Source organism: Paenibacillus solani, assembly GCF_001277345.1.
GTDB lineage: Bacteria > Bacillota > Bacilli > Paenibacillales > Paenibacillaceae > Paenibacillus_AQ > Paenibacillus_AQ solani.
Genome location: NZ_LIUT01000006.1, coordinates 403,813 through 420,142, shown reverse-complemented (window position 1 = coordinate 420,142; position 16,330 = coordinate 403,813). Strand labels below are relative to the sequence as shown.

Sequence of the window (16,330 nt, the reverse complement as noted above, 5' to 3'; positions counted from 1 at the left end):
TGTTAACTTCACACAAAAGAATTTCCTTCAGGAAACATTCCGAAACAAGCTTCACGAAGTTTCGCTTGACGCATTCATTCCCTTGAAATCCCTCGTTCGATGTGCAATAGTGAAAAGTAGAAAATTGAAGGAGGGATCAGCTTGTCCCTTTCGGAATGGATCGCGAATATTTTTGGCTCTATGAATACGCTGGTGGCTGTGCTTCTTGCCGTAGCGATATTCTCAGGGCTGTACATATACACTGCATCCCGCTTATTGGGTGCACGCAAAGATTCACTCGCTCGTATTCGTCAGTCCTTGACCATCTATAGCAGACTGGCAGGTCCTCTGGGTATATTAATCAATCGCCCTACCCGGACGGCTGTTCCTCAGGACCTGCTCATCCAACTTTTGCAAGAGTGTAAGTCCGCTGACCTGCTGACTCGTGAGCTCCATGAACAGCTGGATACCTTCCTCAGCGACCAAGACGAATCCAGATTGATGACGATTCACAAGCTGCTAAACCGCGAAATGATCAGACTTATGAAGGAACGCGATGAGCTGGTAGGTCGCCTTGAGAAACCCGGCTGGGGAATGGGATTGTGGCTGCTCTTAAAACCTGCTGTACCTGCCCTCGCACTCGGAGCCGTTATTCTGTGGTCTATGATTCTCGTTGAGGCACTCGGGCAGCCTTCTGCCTGGACAAGCCCCCAGGTGTGGTGCTTATGGCTCTCCAATATCATTGCTACGATATCCTTCTACCGTCTGTTAATGGATTCCAGAAGAAGAACACATGGCGTCATTTATACGTTGCTGCATCTGTTGATCGTGGCTTCCGCCCTGTTTAATCTGACGGGGGACGCCTCCTCGCCTTACGTTCTCGTTACTCAGTGCTTGCTATATATGGCGGGCTTCCGGGTTACAGCTACCCGCAAGCGGCGTGAGCGGCCCTATGCCGGTCATCCGGAGGTCATGGAACAATTCCTTCATCCAGGTGCAGAACCTGATTCCCACCAAGAGATTGCGACTCCAAGCGAGCCAAAAGAGATCAATAGCCCTCTGAGAACGAGATAGCATCGACTCTCACATGATACACAGAAACAGCCCTGCCGTTATTATGGCAGGGCTGTTTCTTTACAAAGCAATTGGTTTGACGGATTGAACCTCATGACGAGCCTGTTCTATCTCGAGCTTGTTCTTCGTTGTTGGCCGGATGCCCGGGACGCTCCCGGTGTCTTAACCGCTCCAGAGGTCGTATTCTCGAAACGCTTGCGCTCCGTTCGTTCCATCTGAACGATTTGCCCCTCATGCACTACAATTTGCAGCGAACCGAATTCCATATCGTTCAGCAGGCTAGCTATGCGTTCGAGCCACATTTCATCCACCTTTAAAGGTTTAGCCATGGATACGCCTCCTCACCGGGCAATGCCCAAATTTATTTACATATCAGTACAAGTCAACTTAATACTCTACATGATGAATTCGTTATTCATTCTTTTCCAACCAATATAGTATGAATTAACATTAGCATGGGTTGGAAAGGACTGTCAATGGGCATTTTTTCGTGTAAACCAATGTTTAAGCAGCAGTGTTATCACGGCTAACAACAGCAATAAGGAAGCCACCGCGAATGATGCCGAAAACTGATACTCATTGTACAAAATCTCGACATGAAGCGGCAGCGTATTGGTCTCTCCGCGTATATGTCCGGATACAACAGACACTGCCCCAAATTCCCCCATGGCCCTGGCATTACATAGGATGATGCCGTACAGCAGTCCCCACTTGATATTGGGCAGGGTTACCCGCCAGAATATTTGCCAGCCTCTGGCTCCCAGTGTTACGGCAGCTTCCTCTTCCTTGGTCCCTTGCTCTTCCATCAACGGAATCAGCTCTTTAGCCACAAAGGGAAACGTTACGAATAACGTAGCCAATACAATGCCGGGCACGGCAAATATGATCTTGATATCATGACTTTCGAGCCAAGGTCCTAACCATCCCTGGCGGCCAAAAATAAGTACGAAGATGAGACCGCCGATGACTGGCGATACCGCGAACGGTAAATCCAGCAGCGTAATGAGCAGGTTCTTCCCTCTGAAACGGAACTTCGTCAGGGTCCATGCCGCGATGACGCCGAATATGGAATTGAGCGGCACGGCAATAGCTGCGACCAGCAGGGTCAGCCTAAGCGCAGATAGCGCATCGGGATCGGATAAGGCAGCAAGATAGACGTCCCAGCCTTTCTTAAGCGCTTCAGACATGACGGTAATCAGAGGCAGTACAATAAGCCACAGCAGCACAAGCCCAGCCAAGCTAATGAATGTCCATTTCACCCACGGCTTCTCCGCCGCTGCTGAAGAGGAGGGCCCATATCGTTTTACCGCCGGGACGGCATCGGATATAATTTCAGCCATCGTAAATTCCCCCTCCTTAACGCGCGGTCTTCCGCGACCAATGCTGTAGCAGATTAATGCCGAGCAGCAGCGCGAACGAGATCAGCAGCAGGATCAAGGCAACGGCTGTGGCCCCGGCATAATCAAACTGCTCCAGCTTCGTCATGATAAGCAGCGGCGCGATCTCGGTCTTCATCGGCATATTCCCCGATATAAAGACTACCGAGCCGTATTCCCCGATCCCCCGGGCAAAAGCGAGCGCGAATCCGGTTAAGAGCGGTGGCAAGAGACCCGGCAGGATAATCGTGCAAAAAGTCCGCCATCGGCCAGCCCCGAGCGTAGCAGCCGCCTCCTCCGTATCCCGCTCCGCGTCCTCCAGCACTGGCTGGACCGTCCGCACCACGAAGGGGATGCCAATGAACATAAGAGCCAGCGTGATGCCCAGTGGTGAGAATGCTGCCTTGATTCCCAGCGGTTCCAGCAGCGAACCGATCCAGCCATTATATGAGTAGATCGCAGTTAACGCGACCCCCGCCACCGCCGTCGGCAGCGCGAAGGGCAGGTCGATCAGCGCATCCCATATTTTTTTGCCGGGAAAATCATACCGTACCAGCACCCAAGCCAGCAGCAGCCCCAGGATCGTATCCGCCAACGCGGCCAGCGACGCTGTCGTCAAGCTGACCCGGTAGGAGGCCAGCACCCTTGGGTCAGTTGCAACCGACCAGAATTTCTCCCAGGTCAACCCGGTTTGATTGAGAAGAAGCGCCGATAGCGGCACAAGCACAATCAAACTCATATAAAGCACGGTCAGCCCCATACCGATTCCAAAACCCGGGAGTACTCTGCGCTGATTTCTGCCTTGTTTCCGTACGGAGACTACAGTCATATCCTCTCATCCTTTCCTGCCTTCGGCGGTTACGCCGATCAGCTGCCTGGCACGTAAATCTGATTAAAGATACCGCCATCGTTAAAATGCTTGGTTTGCGTCTCTTCCCATGTGCCGAATACATCCTTGATTGTAAACAATTCGATGGCCGGGAATTTATCCTTATACTTATCGGCTACACTTCCAAGCGTTGGACGGTAGTAGTTCTCAGCCGCAATCGTCTGCCCCTCTTCACTGTACAGATATTTCAGATAGGCTTCTGCCACTTCCCGAGTGCCACGTTTGTCAACGTTCTTATCCACGACAGCAACCGGAGGTTCTGCCAGAATGCTGATGGACGGGTTCACGATTTCGAATTTGTCAGGCCCCAGTTCATTAATTGAGAGATAAGCTTCATTCTCCCAAGCGAGCAGTACATCACCAATTCCACGCTCGACAAATGTCGTTGTAGCGCCTCGGGCCCCACTGTCCAGGACCGGCACATGAGTAAACAGCTCTTTCACAAACTCCTGCGCTTTCGCTTCGTCGTTGTTATTGGCTTTCAGAGCGTAGCCCCAAGCCGCCAAGTAGTTCCACCGAGCTCCACCGGAAGTCTGCGGATTCGGTGTGATCACCTCTACCCCATCCTTGATCAAGTCCGGCCAATCCTGGATTCCTTTCGGGTTACCTTTGCGTACTAGGAACACGATCGTCGAAGTATAAGGCGCGCTGTTATGCTCAAACTTGCTCTCCCAGCCTTCCTGGATCAATCCCGCCTGACGGATGGCATCAATGTCGTACCCGAGGGCCAGTGTCACCACATCCGCTTCCAAACCATCAATCACCGAACGGCTCTGTTTGCCCGAGCCCCCATGCGATTGCTTAAACGTAATCTTCTGTCCCTGTTCCTTCTCCCAATGTGCTGCAAAAGCTTTGTTGTATTGGTCATATAACTCCCGGGTTGGATCGTAAGAAACATTGAGCAATTCCAGGCTTGGCTTGCCTGAACCGGCAGCAGGCGCTTCTCCCTTAGCGGTTGCGACCGTGTCTGCTTTCTCTCCGCCGCAAGCCGCAAGCGCCGCCGTCAACATCATGGTTAATCCGATGAGAACCCCTTGCTTGAACACCTTTTTCATATGGATCACTCCCCTTTTATTCTTTGCTAAACAGGTACCTCTCAGGTGATATTGTCTTATCTCTTTAAAAAAAAGACGGAGGAAGGCTCGTCAGAATAGAATCAAGCCAGTTGGTTTACTACCGGGCCTGCTTCTTAGTCTTCGAGCGTTCCTCCGTCGATACGGTGAGAACAATATATAATAATTCCTACCTGTTTAGTGTGTTATGTAGCCATTGTAATCAGTCCAATCACCGATGTCAAACCTTTTTTTCAAAAAAATTCAAGTTCAGGACGACTCCGTCCATAGAACCATTTTTATAGCTATAAACGCAGTCACGACGCGGTTTTCCATTTACTGTTGGTTGTAGGAAGCCGTTTCCGTCCTTATAATTCAACTCCAAAGGAGATGATCACCATACGCAAGCTAACATGGAAAATAATCCCCTCCCTATTTTTGAGCACCCTTCTGCTCCTGCCCCTGTTCGTCCAAACGACCGAGGCAGCTCCGCTGTTAAAGCCAGGCAGTGAAAACGGGGATGTCTGGGACCTTCAATATCGCTTGAAAACGCTGGACTTCTACACCCAGCCGATGGATGGCAAATATGGTGCCCACACGAAATCAGCCGTTACGCGTTTCCAGAAGGAATACGGTATGCCAGCCGATGGAATAACCGGTGCGCAAACGTGGAGACAGCTGAAGAAATATACCTTAAACCAATCCGAAATGAACATCATGGCCAAGATCATATATAGCGAAGCACGCGGTGAGCCTTATAAAGGACAAGTGGCTGTAGGAGCCGTTGTCATGAACCGCATACAATCCAGCGAATTCCCGAATGATATTCGGGGCGTTGTGTTCCAAAAAGGAGCTTTTACAGCCGTCGATGACGGACAGTACTGGCTGAGTCCGAACCGAACCGCCTATCATGCGGCAAGAGACGCCGTTCGCGGCTGGGATCCCACTTATGAGTCCCTGTATTATTTTAATCCGAAAACAGCAACGAGTAAGTGGATCTGGAGCAGGCCGCAAACCGTGCAGATCGGCCAACATATTTTTGCTCATTAATCATTCATCCACTGAAACATATAACAGATGAATTCATGTCTAGGACCTGAAGTTGAAAGTTTAAGCAGCCACATGGCCGCAAGCCCTTCCAGCAGAAGGCAGGGTACAAAAAAAGAGCAGCCTGAGCCCCATGATTGGGTCCCAAGCTGCTCTTTCTCCATTTTTATATAACGAAAATGTATTATGCTTTTTTTGCTTTTTCCACAGGACAGATGCATACCGGACGCGTGACTTCCAGGCTATAACCCGTTGAGACCAGATTGCCCGTATCGGGGTCTATCCGGTAACTTGCGATCAAGCCATTGTCCTGATTCGCCGTAAGCAGGAAGCCACCCGGCAGGATATTGAAATGACGCGGCGTTTTACCGCCGGAAGACACCCAGTTGACCGCACGCAGCGTTCCGTCCTCCTGATCGATTACATACTGAACGATGCTGTCATGTCCCCGATTGGACGCATACAGATAACGACCGCAAGGTGATACGAGCAGATGGGCCGATGTATTGTTGTCCATGACCACGTCTTCAGGCAGCGTCGAGATATGCTGCAATATTTTCAAATCCCCAAAGGTTCCATCGTTCGCATAAGCGGTTACGGTGCTGTTCAGCTCATTCGCGCCATACACCCACTTGCCTGATGGATGGAAAGCGACAAGACGCGGGCCCGAGCCTGGCGGCAGACTAATCTCACGCTGGGTTACCAGTTTGCCCTCTTCCAGTCGGTACATATTCACCTCATCCATACCCAAGTCACTGACAATAATGAAGCGGCTTACCGGGTCTTCCAATATCGAATGCGGGTGGGCCTCCGATTGACGGTCATCGCGAAGTCCGCGCCCGCTGTGCTTGATCTTCGAGACCAGCTCTCCGATCTGCCCGTCGTCTTTTAATGCCAAAACCGAAATCTGCCCATCGCTGTAGCCTGTTGTCATGATAAACTTTCCATCGGATGTGCGGGATACATGGCATGCTCCGGATGAGCCGGTTGACTGAGCATTCAGCAGCGTCAATTCCCCTGTTACCAGGTTGGCCGAATAAGCCGATACATCGCTTTCGCCCTTCTCGCTCACCGCATACAAGATAGAGACGGAATCATCAAAGTCCAGATACGTGGGATTTTCTATCCCTGCAGTGCCTCCCAATAAACGAAGCTCACCCGTTGCCCGATCCATCGCCCCCCAATGTATGCGATTCTCGTCCTCTGAACCATAGGTTCCTATGTAAAATACCAGTTCCTGTCCTGCTGTCATGTGTTCCACTCCTTTATATGAATGATTTGATCCGGTGACCCGGTTTGATGCCTATTATGTATTACCCAACAAAACGACGTGCTTACCGCTTCTTCAAGCAGCCACGGTAATCAGCCATGCTGTTGTTGGTGTCATTACTTTCTTATGCAGAAATATATTGCTACGGATGGTCATATCATGTACGATTACCACAATTACCTCCCCTATTCTATCATTCGTTGAAGGAGATGACAGCACATTGAACAAAAAAATCGGCCTCCTGGCTATCGCCTTGCTGTTTCTGTTTGCTAGTGCAGCGCAAGCAGCACCCGCCAAGAAGCAGGACAGCATCCGAGTCTACCTCGATAACCAGGAAATCCAGTTTCAGGCAGCGCCCATTATGAAAAACGGAGTTACCTTCGTTCAGTTCCGTCCTTTGTTCCAGGCCTTGGATTACAAAGTGGATTGGAACCGTGCGAAGCAGCAGGTGACCGGTACATTTCTCGATCAGAAGCTGCAGATGACCATCGGCCAGAATACCGCCTACGTCAACGGGGTGAAAACCAAGCTTCAGGTGGCTCCGTTCACCGATGCCGGCAACACGCTTGTTCCTCTGCGCTTCGTAGCTGAAGCTACCGGACTTCCCGTGACTTGGGATTCCAAGGCACGTACCATCAAGATTGATCGCGAGAGTGCGATCGTTGATGCCAGCGCTAAGGTGGAGAGTCTTTACAACATCATTGAAAAGGCAGGCAATGCCAAGGATCTGAATGCCGTCATGACCGCTTATCATCCCAAGTCGCCATCTTATAAAGAGATCCAAGAAGAGTACCGGGATCAATTCAAATACGATCTGAGTGTATCCGCTGATGTATGGGACGTGACGGTGGCTGGATCATCCATCCATGCGTTCACCAACGTTACACTCGATCGCAAGAGCGGGCCTTTCACATGGGATGTTACGCTCCATTACGAGATACTAGTGAAGAAGGATGCATCAGGTGCATGGAAAATATATGATCAGAATCAATACGAGACCGAATACTTCGTGGGGGATAAGCTGCTTGAGGCCAGACCGGTAGTGCCGATTGCTGAGCAGAAGGCTCTGCAAGAGTCCATTGATACCCAGTATAAAGGCTTCAATGAGGAGAATGGTCCGCTCCTGATGTCCGTCATTCATCCGGATTCAGTCTTTTACGGGATGTTCCAGGAGAGCATTGCAGAAGGTATCTTCGATGAAGTAAATTTCATGCTCAAGGCAGAGACCGTACAGACGGTATTCTTCCAAGGAGACGACGCCGTTATCTACATTGAAGAGAGCGATAATGCGGACGGTGAGACGATCCAATCGACTTCCCTCTACTGGCTCAAGAAGCATGAGGGCAAATGGCTGATCTATGATGTGCTGGAAGTTGAATAGATTATTCAAATAACCATTATGCATAACCGTGAATTCCTTCTAAGGAGTTCACGGTTTCTTTTATTTGGAACATCAATTGACGACAGAGGAGGTTTCGATAGCAGCCTTAATTCGTTGTATACAATCCAGGTGATGCTGCTCCTCCCTGATATGAAAGCTGAACATACCTCTCAGATACTTCACTCTCAAGAATGGCTGTGCGATTAGATCATCCATTCTTCCATTCGAGACTGCCAAGATTTCGTCTACCTGAGAAGACAAGAAACCGATAATCTCATCGTATGCCGGGGGCTCTTCTGTCCAGGCATCAGGTCTGGTCCCTTTAGAAAACAGACGATAATATAACGCTGGCATCCGCGGGTTCTCATTTACCTTTGGAAAAATTCCGTAGTCCCAAGCAACAAGAATATGCCCCAGGTTCCACCTGATGCTGTTATTAAAGCCTGGCGGCACCACATCCAACATATGTACTGGAATAGAGTCTGCCATTGCTAACGTCTGTCTGCGCAGTTCACGAAATTGTACAAAGAACTTATGTTCCTTCATTACCATTCCCCCACCTAGCCATTTTGTAATTTGTTTTCGGCAAGGTGCCAAGATTATCCTTCTTCCACACATCGCAACTTAGACCTTTACCAAAAATCCCTCCCTCATGGTCTACTTCCCCCCAAGCGACATATATCATAATAATAATCCATAAAGGAGGGGTTCTATGGGTGTCAAATTAATTAAGATCGCCGTTATTTATTTCGTTTTGGGTATATTGCTTGGCATGTATATGTCAATATCTCACAGCTATGATTACGCTTCTGTTCATACACATGTTAATCTCTTGGGTTGGGCTTCCCTGGCTCTGGCGGGTATTATCTATTATCTGTTCCCCGCAGCCGGGGAGTCTACCGTCGGCAAAGTGCATTTCTGGCTCCACAACATCGGCCTGCCTATCATGATGATCGGTCTGACACTGCTCGTAAGCGGAGTAGAATCGGTAGAGCCCGTCATCGCCGCTGGCGGCGTGCTGGTCACGCTTGGCATCCTCGCTTTCCTCTATAACGTACTGACGCATGTCAAAAGTGTGAAGAGTGTGAGGAGAAGGAGATAGAAAACCTCGCTACGCATAGGAGTATCAAGCTCTAATCGCTATATTTTCTCTTTAACGAGGTAGTTCTTGTCATCCTGCGATGCGCCTCTTTCATCCAATATGGGTCACAGTTACCGAGTATTGGGTATAAGTAGATACCTTTCTCTTATTAGGAGGCAACATCAATATGGAGACAAACACAACCATTCAAGTTCAATTTCACTGCCATCAGTGTCAAGCGGAGATCCGCGTGATGTTTCGTTCAAATCCGTTCGCTACGGTTCGCTGCCCGCAGTGTGATTACAGCTATTCACTCATGAAACCTACTATTGGTGAAGAAATATTGCTTGATTGGGAGAAAGAGGCCGTATTCCAAAAAGTCCGTGCAGACCAAACCGAGCATGACAAAATGGAGCTGATGCTCCTCGTCATTAAGGTCGTCGAGCTGCTGACCTGGCGGGATGAAGGAAATGGTCATATTCGTGCCATCGAAACGCTTCGCCAATGGCTGCTGCTCAACGGGGTACCCAAAGCTCTTATTGAGCTGCTGGATGCCAAAGGGTCTGCAGAAAGCTCCCCTCCAAAGCATAATGAATAGCGTAATCAAGCCATAATTCAGGATTGAAGATAAATGAAAAAGGAACCAACCCTTAGGCCTTCATGGCATGGGGCGGTTCCTTTTTCGCGTCCTTCATTCTAGAGATAACCATAAATGAGGATACTCCACGATTTACATATATCGGAACTTTGTTCATTCATCAGACGTATTAATTTTCTAAAGAAAGGAGCTGATTCACCCATGTACAATTTCATATCTACAGTGTTCGTAGGCATCATGCTCATTGTGATTGGTCTATATGCCCACCGCAATCCTTACTCCTGGTGGTTCAGAAGAATGAGTGATGACACTGAACCTAGCGATGTGAGAATATGGTACATAAAATTTATCGGCAAAGTAATTATAACTTTCGGCTTCGTGGTGATTTTGCTGAGCTTCCAGCATCTATAAGCTCACTGAATCGGCACCTCGAATGCCTGCTCCATAACGCCAGGGTAACTGCTTAGCGTAAATGTAAGCGGCTGCGGATAATCCTCTGGTTTAAGGTGGATATACTGCGTAATAAGGCCTACCTCAGTATCCGAAGAAGATCGGGACGAGGAACTGAGTCCCCCTGCGTCCTCGTTGATCGTATGCTTCTTCCCTTCCCCGTCTACGAATTCCGGCTCAATGGATACGCTGCCCATATGCCGATCAGCCTGCTCCTCGTATTCCAATGTCAGCGTATGCCCCGTGTACGCTCCGAACCGAATGTCGCCGTCCGGAGAACGGAGGACCTCCTTCTTATCCGTATCGACCACGAGTTTCATATCTGAGGGGTCCACCGCTTGGAATCCGCTCGCTTTCAGCGTGATCGATTCCGGATTCTCCAATATATTGCTGTCGAAGAAGTATGTCATATCGCCTCCCCCGGCACCCGGCAAAAATGCGGAATCGCTGTTCAATCGGATCCGCTCGCCACTTACTACGGATTCCAAATATACGTCCCATAAACCGGATACCTTCATCGTGTTACTGGAAGGGATATTGGCTTTCAAGACGATCCCGGCCGGAGACATTACCGCTTCTTTCAAATAGAACCTCTGCTTCTCAATTTGCAGCATTTTATTAATCGAAACCGTTGTTGTATACTTCCGGACTGTTTCCATATCCACGGATAGGCCAACATCCAGAACCTGCTCGTTCTCCGCCCGGGATTGATAAGCCGTATTTGTAGAATAGGGCGTGATGCTAAAAGATAACGTCAACTCCTCTGGTATCGGTTGATTGTCGCTTACTTGAACATTCCAGCGGGAATGGATCGTTTCCCCAGGCTTAATCGCCTTACCTGACGACCCGATACTGTAAGGCAGCAATTCGCTTGAACCTTTACGCTTCACCTCGATCCGTTTTAAATCTGCGGGTTCCTCCGCATGATTCTCGATCGTGTAGAATATCTCCATCTGCTGAGAACCAGTAAGAATTCCGTTTACGGTTACCGTGTAATCACCCTCGGTCACTGATTGGTTCACCGGCTGGATCAAACCGTATTTATTAGCTGTATTCAGCGTAATATCCTCTCCAAAATCAAACCCTGTCAGCTCAGGGTACGGTCCCTGAGCCGCCACTTGCTCATTGGGTTTCACCAAGCCTTCGCTCCCGCTCCATACCACGAACAGAAGCGCAGCCGCTATGGTCGCCACCACCCCGGACAAAACCGTTACTCGTGCCCGGCTCCGCTGCCTGTGCCGTCCTCTTTGCATCCCGCTTTGCACGGCCGCATCCAATGCTTCGTCGGATACAACCGCTGTGCTGACTTCCGTATCCTTCTGCATCTCATTCAGCATTCGCTCTTCCTTCTCAAACATGGAATAAGGCACCTCCTGGCTCGATTTTGTGCCGAAGCAGCTTCAATCCTTGATGCAGGCGGGTCTTTACCGTTCCCTCTGGCACATCAAGAATGCTTGCAATATCACGGATCGTCATATCCTGGTAATATTTCAGGATAAGCACATGACGGTATTTGGGCTTGATTCGGCCCAGCGCACGCTCCAGATCCAGCTTGCTGTCGCTGACCATCTCTGCGGCCGTCTCTTGCATGCGCACTTCCTCTACGGGAACCATTCGCTTCTTTCGTTTCTGTTCATCTACACAGCAATGGATCAGAATCCGGGTGATCCAGGGAACAAACGCCTCCGGATCTTTTAGCTTCTTGCATTTCATCCACGCCCGGCATACCGTCTCCTGCAGTACTTCCAGCGCGTCGCTCTCGTTATGCAAATAGCTGTAGGCGATCCCGTACAGGCGCCTTCGGTGCTCTGTGACAAGTGTATAGAACGCCTTCTCGTCCCCTCTGCATGCTGCGACCGCAAGCTCATTATGATCCATCATGCGATTCCTTCCCCCTCATTCATCCTGCCTCAACTATCAACATCACTCTATATAAGACTGCGATAACGCTCAAACGGTTTTTTATTTTTCCGCACAAAAAAAGCCCGCCCAGGTAAAGGCAGACTAACGATAGCATCTTTTAACCTCTTCTTTTGCGTCTTTTAAAGAAGTAGTAGTGCCACAAATAACCAATGCCGCATAACAGCAGCATAAACGCAGAGATCCAGATGATGGGAAGCAGATATGGTGTATGCCGACTGGCGACATATAACAGTAACGCGGAGAAGGCATACATCACAACCACAATAACGATGCGTTTAAAAATATCCATGTCGACTGCCCTCACCCTTCAACCTACAATTTTTTCCGTATATCTATCATTATGGTAACGTAAAATGATGAAAATTGCACTCAAAATTTGGTAAATATATTAAAAAATTAGGGGATAAAGCGTCGTATACATGAAAATGTTAAAATTCACACTTGCATAAACTAACTATATTAGTTAATATACTAATACCATTAGTTTTAAAAATTGAAGAGGAGGGATATCGTTAATGTTAAAAACAACGATGGAACAGGTAACCCAACTTTCTTTTCTCCCACGTCTATTCCCCATAAACGTGTATCTTGTAGAGGAACACGATGGATTGACGCTTATAGATGCCGGCATGTCATTTACACAAAATGGAATTCTGCAAGCGGCAGAAGCAGTCGGCAAACCTATTACCCGCATCGTCTTGACCCATGCCCATGGCGACCACGTCGGGGCACTCGACGGGTTAAAAAAAGAGCTGCCAAATGCCACGGTCTGCATCTCGCAGCGCGATGCACAGCTGCTTAAAGGTAATACCGAGCTGCTGCCCGGAGAAGAGAATACTCCCATTCGTGGAGACATTCCGAAGAGCATAACCACCGTACCGGATATGCTTCTGCATGACGGGGATCGAGTGGGTTCACTCAGAGCCATCGCCACGCCCGGTCATACACCGGGACATATGGCATTTCTCGACGAACGCAGCGGGATTCTGATTGCCGGCGACTCCTGGCAGACCCGGGGCGGGTTAGCCGTATCCGGAGTAATCAAACCCTGGTTTCCATTCCCTGCTATGGCTACCTGGAGCAAGAAGTTCGCCTTGGAAAGCGCAGCAGCAGTAACCGCACTCCACCCCACCGTTTTGGCTGTCGGCCATGGCCGTATGTTGAGAAATCCTACAGATGCCATGAAAGAAGCCATCACGCACGCTGAGTCCATGATGAGGAGGAATGCACAGTGAGTCCAAGACCCGGTATCGATCGGCTTCAACTGCTTCAAACCGCTGCCGAACTAGCAGATCGGGATGGGCTGCACGCACTGACCTTAGCCGCGCTTGCGGGCAAGCTGGGTGTTCGCTCTCCTTCTCTGTATAACCACGTAGACGGACTAACCGGACTGCATGCTGCCCTGACGCTGTATGGCCTACAAACCCTTCATGATCGGATGCTTAAATCTGTTGCCGGTCGTTCGGGGGAAGATGCTTTGCGTCATGCATGCCTCTCCTATGTCGACTTTGCCCGCTCTCATCCTGGATTATACGAAGCTGCACTGCAGCCTATCCGTCCAGATCAGCAAGAAATACAGCAAGTAGGAGATCAAATTGTGGAGCTTCTACTCCAGATACTAGTCCCTTACCAACTCAGCCAGTCAGAGGCCTTGCATACGGTGCGGACTCTTCGCAGCTTGTGCCATGGGTTTTCTTCCCTCGACCGTGCGGGTCAATTCGCGCTTGATCTGAGTTTGGACGACAGCTTGGAATTCATGATTCAAATCTTCATTGATGGGCTAACTCTTCATAAAACTCGGCAATAGATATGCCAGCCAGAACCTCCTTGCCGGCCTGATTTTGCCTGGCATAAGAATATGCTATAATCAATAGGCAGTACGCACAATAGCATGTACATCTTACTTATGGAAAGAGGTTCTGAATTGTGGTTAATTTCGATTCCCCAATTCTTCAAATAGGCTCAACAATCGTTATGCTGGTTATGGCACTGACCGTTATCTTCATTCGCATGAAGGCAAGTCACCGCCCCGTAACCATCAAGAAGATTATCATCCCGCCAATCGCCATGAGCAGCGGATTCCTGATGTTTGTTGAGCCGCAGGTTCGAATCCCGATATGGTGGGCGGGGATTGCCTTTCTGATCGGCTGGTTCATCTTCTCCTATCCCTTGATCCGAAGCACTAAATTCGAAAAAGTCGATGGGCAGATTTATATGCAGAAATCGAAAAGCTTTATCTTTATCCTGCTGGGCCTGCTCGCTGTCCGGCTCTTGCTGCACGGGTATATTGAGCAGCATATTTCCCTTCCACAGACCGCAGCCTTGTTCTTCATGTTGGCTTACGGCATGATCGTCCACTGGCGCATCTCGATGTATCGCCAATATCAGCAGTTTACCGCTCCGGAAGCGGCAATGTAGTAACAAGCAGGCTATATTCCCTTGGTCTTCCTATCAACCCACATATCAGCTTTCAATCACTCACAAAAAAAGAGTGCCGACGCTCACGCAAACCGGTAGGCGAAGCCCTACCCGGACGTGAAGCTTCCGAAAGGGAGCCTCGCGAAGATGCGTGAACCCGGCACTCTTTATTATTTTGGATGGCATATAAAACTAACGCTGTTCTTCGCTTACCTTCACCAGCTGTTTCCCCAGATTCTCTCCGGAAAACAGTCCCAGAAACGCCTCTATGGTCTTCTCGAAACCGTGCACGATATTCTCGGCATATTGAATTTTCCCATCTCTCAGCCATACGGCCAGCTCCTGCAATGCCTCAGGATAACGACTGGCATAATCTCCGACCAGGAAACCCTTCATCAATGCCGTATTGGTGAGCAGCAGGCTCTGAATTCTCGGTCCTGTATCCGGCTTCTCCAGATTATAAAGGGCGATCTGTCCACAAATCGGAATCCGTGCATTTCGGTTAATGAGACGCAGAACCGCATCGGAAACCTCACCGCCTACATTGTCGAAATAGACGTCAACTCCATCAGGGCAAGCTTCGGCTAATGCTGATGCCAGATCATCGCTACGATAATTGATCGCCGCACTAAACCCCAGCTTCTCGGTCAGATACCTGTTCTTCTCGTCAGAACCGGCAATGCCGACCACCCGCGCCCCTTTGATCTTCGCAATCTGTCCGACAATCATGCCCACTGCGCCTGCACCGCCTGATACCACTACAGTCTCTCCTGCCTGCGGCTGACCGATATCCAGCAGTCCGAAATACGCGGTCAAGCCGGTCATCCCTAGCACACCAAGGGCCGTTGAGATCGGTGCCAGATCAGGGTTGACCTTGCGAAGCGACCCCGTTTGAACGGCGGCATAGCGCTGCCAGCCCCATGTACCCACTACGAAGTCCCCTTCGCGTAAGGTCGGATCTGCCGATTCCATGACTTGTCCTATGGCGCCTCCTGCTATAACCTGCCCTACCTCATAAGGCTTCGCATAACTCTTGGCATCACTCATCCTTCCCCGCATATACGGATCCACCGATAAATACACGGTCCGAACCAAAGCTTCTCCCGCTTGCGGGACGGGCAAAGGGATTTCTTCCAACGTAAAATCAGACTCGTCAGGCATTCCTTGCGGCCGCTTGGCCAATATAATATGTTCATTCACAGACAAATGGGTAGCCTCCTTTTAAAAAACCGTCATCCTATCCTTTACCCATTTTATCCGTCTGCCAATTTCCTAGACTTCAATCACCGGCTCTTAACGAGCAGATTAACGGCATCCAGCACCAGCTTCTCCGTATCTTCACCGTTCACTTCCGCCTGGCGTACACAATCCACCAGATTCGAACTGACAACAACCCCGATGGTCCGGTCAATCGCCGTACGTGCAGCCGACAATTGCGTAATAACTTCCCTGCAGTCCTTGTTCTCTTCCATCATCTTCAATATGCCGCGAAGCTGCCCTTCAATTCGTTTGACCCGGTTCTTCATCTGATCGTCGTATTGCATATGATGACCTCCTAAATACGTATACATGTCAGGCTTGGCCTTGTTTCTATATTATACATCAAACCTCTGCCCAATCCTCCCGCTTGCCTTGCCATCACCAGATTCAGTATATCCTTCATGAACAACCCAATTACGTCGGGAAGCGAAAATGCACTTTTATCGGGACTTGTATACGCCAAGAGGCCGTGGTATATTTCTAATTAGCGAGAGCATTCATAGGCTCGCCCTGATTTACAACATCCTAACTT

Annotated in this window: 20 protein-coding genes; 9 read left to right on the top strand and 11 right to left on the bottom strand. The window is 49.5% G+C overall.

The window, feature by feature from the left end; all coding sequences use genetic code 11:
- The first annotated feature begins 141 nt into the window (after nt 1-141).
- Complete coding sequence (locus AM231_RS23205; protein ID WP_054404706.1) at nt 142-1,053, top strand: hypothetical protein; 912 nt, start codon at nt 142-144, stop codon at nt 1,051-1,053.
- Nucleotides 1,054-1,160: 107 nt separating this feature from the next.
- Here AM231_RS23205 and AM231_RS23200 read toward each other — a convergent pair whose 3' ends face one another.
- The 4 genes from AM231_RS23200 to AM231_RS23185 all read right to left on the bottom strand — a co-directional run bounded on the left by AM231_RS23200 (nt 1,161) and on the right by AM231_RS23185 (nt 4,373).
- Entirely contained in the window at nt 1,161-1,382 is a 222-nt protein-coding gene (locus tag AM231_RS23200; RefSeq protein ID WP_054404705.1) for a YezD family protein, read from the bottom strand.
- Between the two features lie 144 nt (nt 1,383-1,526).
- Complete coding sequence (gene cysW / locus AM231_RS23195) at nt 1,527-2,393, bottom strand: sulfate ABC transporter permease subunit CysW (RefSeq protein WP_054404704.1); 867 nt, start codon at nt 2,391-2,393, stop codon at nt 1,527-1,529.
- A gap of 16 nt (nt 2,394-2,409) precedes the next feature.
- The gene (gene cysT / locus AM231_RS23190) at nt 2,410-3,258 is read right to left on the bottom strand and encodes a sulfate ABC transporter permease subunit CysT (protein ID WP_054404703.1); all 849 of its coding nucleotides are present in this window, start codon (nt 3,256-3,258) and stop codon (nt 2,410-2,412) included.
- Nucleotides 3,259-3,296: 38 nt separating this feature from the next.
- Entirely contained in the window at nt 3,297-4,373 is a 1,077-nt protein-coding gene (locus tag AM231_RS23185) for a sulfate ABC transporter substrate-binding protein (RefSeq protein WP_054404702.1), read from the bottom strand.
- 387 nt (nt 4,374-4,760) lie between these two features.
- On the opposite strand from AM231_RS23185, the gene sleB reads away from it, so the two are divergent.
- Complete coding sequence (gene sleB / locus AM231_RS23180) at nt 4,761-5,420, top strand: spore cortex-lytic enzyme (RefSeq protein WP_054404701.1); 660 nt, start codon at nt 4,761-4,763, stop codon at nt 5,418-5,420.
- 181 nt (nt 5,421-5,601) lie between these two features.
- On the opposite strand, the gene AM231_RS23175 is transcribed toward sleB, so the two are convergent.
- A complete protein-coding gene (locus AM231_RS23175; protein WP_054404700.1) occupies nt 5,602-6,669 on the bottom strand; it encodes a lactonase family protein in 1,068 nt (355 codons plus the stop codon).
- A 238-nt stretch (nt 6,670-6,907) separates the two neighbouring features.
- Here AM231_RS23175 and AM231_RS23170 point away from each other — a divergent pair, with 238 nt between their 5' ends.
- Nucleotides 6,908-8,068 (top strand): copper amine oxidase N-terminal domain-containing protein, encoded by a 1,161-nt coding sequence (locus AM231_RS23170; RefSeq protein ID WP_054404699.1) that lies wholly within the window; start codon nt 6,908-6,910, stop codon nt 8,066-8,068.
- Nucleotides 8,069-8,140: 72 nt separating this feature from the next.
- Here the strand turns inward: AM231_RS23170 and AM231_RS23165 are convergent, their stop codons facing one another.
- Nucleotides 8,141-8,614: a DinB family protein gene (locus AM231_RS23165; RefSeq protein WP_054404698.1), complete on the bottom strand. Its 474-nt coding sequence runs from the start codon at nt 8,612-8,614 to the stop codon at nt 8,141-8,143.
- A 166-nt stretch (nt 8,615-8,780) separates the two neighbouring features.
- On the opposite strand from AM231_RS23165, the gene AM231_RS23160 reads away from it, so the two are divergent.
- The 3 genes from AM231_RS23160 (at nt 8,781) to AM231_RS23150 (ending at nt 10,158) form a co-directional block, all read left to right on the top strand.
- The gene (locus AM231_RS23160) at nt 8,781-9,170 is read left to right on the top strand and encodes a heme-copper oxidase family protein (RefSeq protein WP_054404697.1); all 390 of its coding nucleotides are present in this window, start codon (nt 8,781-8,783) and stop codon (nt 9,168-9,170) included.
- Nucleotides 9,171-9,336: 166 nt separating this feature from the next.
- Nucleotides 9,337-9,747 (top strand): hypothetical protein, encoded by a 411-nt coding sequence (locus AM231_RS23155; RefSeq protein WP_054404696.1) that lies wholly within the window; start codon nt 9,337-9,339, stop codon nt 9,745-9,747.
- 201 nt (nt 9,748-9,948) lie between these two features.
- Entirely contained in the window at nt 9,949-10,158 is a 210-nt protein-coding gene (locus AM231_RS23150; RefSeq protein WP_054404695.1) for a DUF6199 family natural product biosynthesis protein, read from the top strand.
- 2 nt (nt 10,159-10,160) lie between these two features.
- Here the strand turns inward: AM231_RS23150 and AM231_RS23145 are convergent, their stop codons facing one another.
- The 3 genes from AM231_RS23145 to AM231_RS23135 form a co-directional block, all read right to left on the bottom strand.
- Nucleotides 10,161-11,555, bottom strand: a complete 1,395-nt coding sequence (locus tag AM231_RS23145) for a DUF4179 domain-containing protein (RefSeq protein WP_054404694.1) — start codon at nt 11,553-11,555, stop codon at nt 10,161-10,163.
- Nucleotides 11,548-12,078, bottom strand: coding sequence for a sigma-70 family RNA polymerase sigma factor (locus AM231_RS23140; protein ID WP_054404693.1), 531 nt, complete (start codon nt 12,076-12,078; stop codon nt 11,548-11,550). Before AM231_RS23140 ends, AM231_RS23145 begins: the two co-directional genes overlap by 8 nt.
- Before the next feature lie 139 nt (nt 12,079-12,217).
- On the bottom strand, nt 12,218-12,409 hold the full coding sequence (locus AM231_RS23135) for a hypothetical protein (RefSeq protein WP_054404692.1): 192 nt from the start codon (nt 12,407-12,409) through the stop codon (nt 12,218-12,220).
- A gap of 226 nt (nt 12,410-12,635) precedes the next feature.
- Between AM231_RS23135 and AM231_RS23130 the strand changes: the two genes are divergently transcribed.
- The 3 genes from AM231_RS23130 to AM231_RS23120 all read left to right on the top strand — a co-directional run bounded on the left by AM231_RS23130 (nt 12,636) and on the right by AM231_RS23120 (nt 14,538).
- Entirely contained in the window at nt 12,636-13,355 is a 720-nt protein-coding gene (locus AM231_RS23130) for an MBL fold metallo-hydrolase (protein WP_054404691.1), read from the top strand.
- Entirely contained in the window at nt 13,352-13,927 is a 576-nt protein-coding gene (locus tag AM231_RS23125) for a TetR/AcrR family transcriptional regulator (protein ID WP_054404690.1), read from the top strand. The genes AM231_RS23130 and AM231_RS23125 overlap by 4 nt, the downstream gene beginning before the upstream one ends.
- A 119-nt stretch (nt 13,928-14,046) precedes the next feature.
- Nucleotides 14,047-14,538 carry a cytochrome c biogenesis protein CcdC gene (locus tag AM231_RS23120; protein WP_054404689.1) on the top strand — a complete coding sequence of 164 codons (492 nt, stop codon included), beginning with the start codon at nt 14,047-14,049 and terminating at the stop codon, nt 14,536-14,538.
- Between the two features lie 192 nt (nt 14,539-14,730).
- Here the strand turns inward: AM231_RS23120 and AM231_RS23115 are convergent, their stop codons facing one another.
- Both AM231_RS23115 and AM231_RS23110 read right to left on the bottom strand, forming a co-directional pair.
- Nucleotides 14,731-15,744: an NADP-dependent oxidoreductase gene (locus tag AM231_RS23115; RefSeq protein WP_054404688.1), complete on the bottom strand. Its 1,014-nt coding sequence runs from the start codon at nt 15,742-15,744 to the stop codon at nt 14,731-14,733.
- A gap of 77 nt (nt 15,745-15,821) precedes the next feature.
- On the bottom strand, nt 15,822-16,082 hold the full coding sequence (locus AM231_RS23110) for a metal-sensitive transcriptional regulator (RefSeq protein ID WP_053490159.1): 261 nt from the start codon (nt 16,080-16,082) through the stop codon (nt 15,822-15,824).
- Between the last annotated feature and the right edge of the window lie 248 nt (nt 16,083-16,330).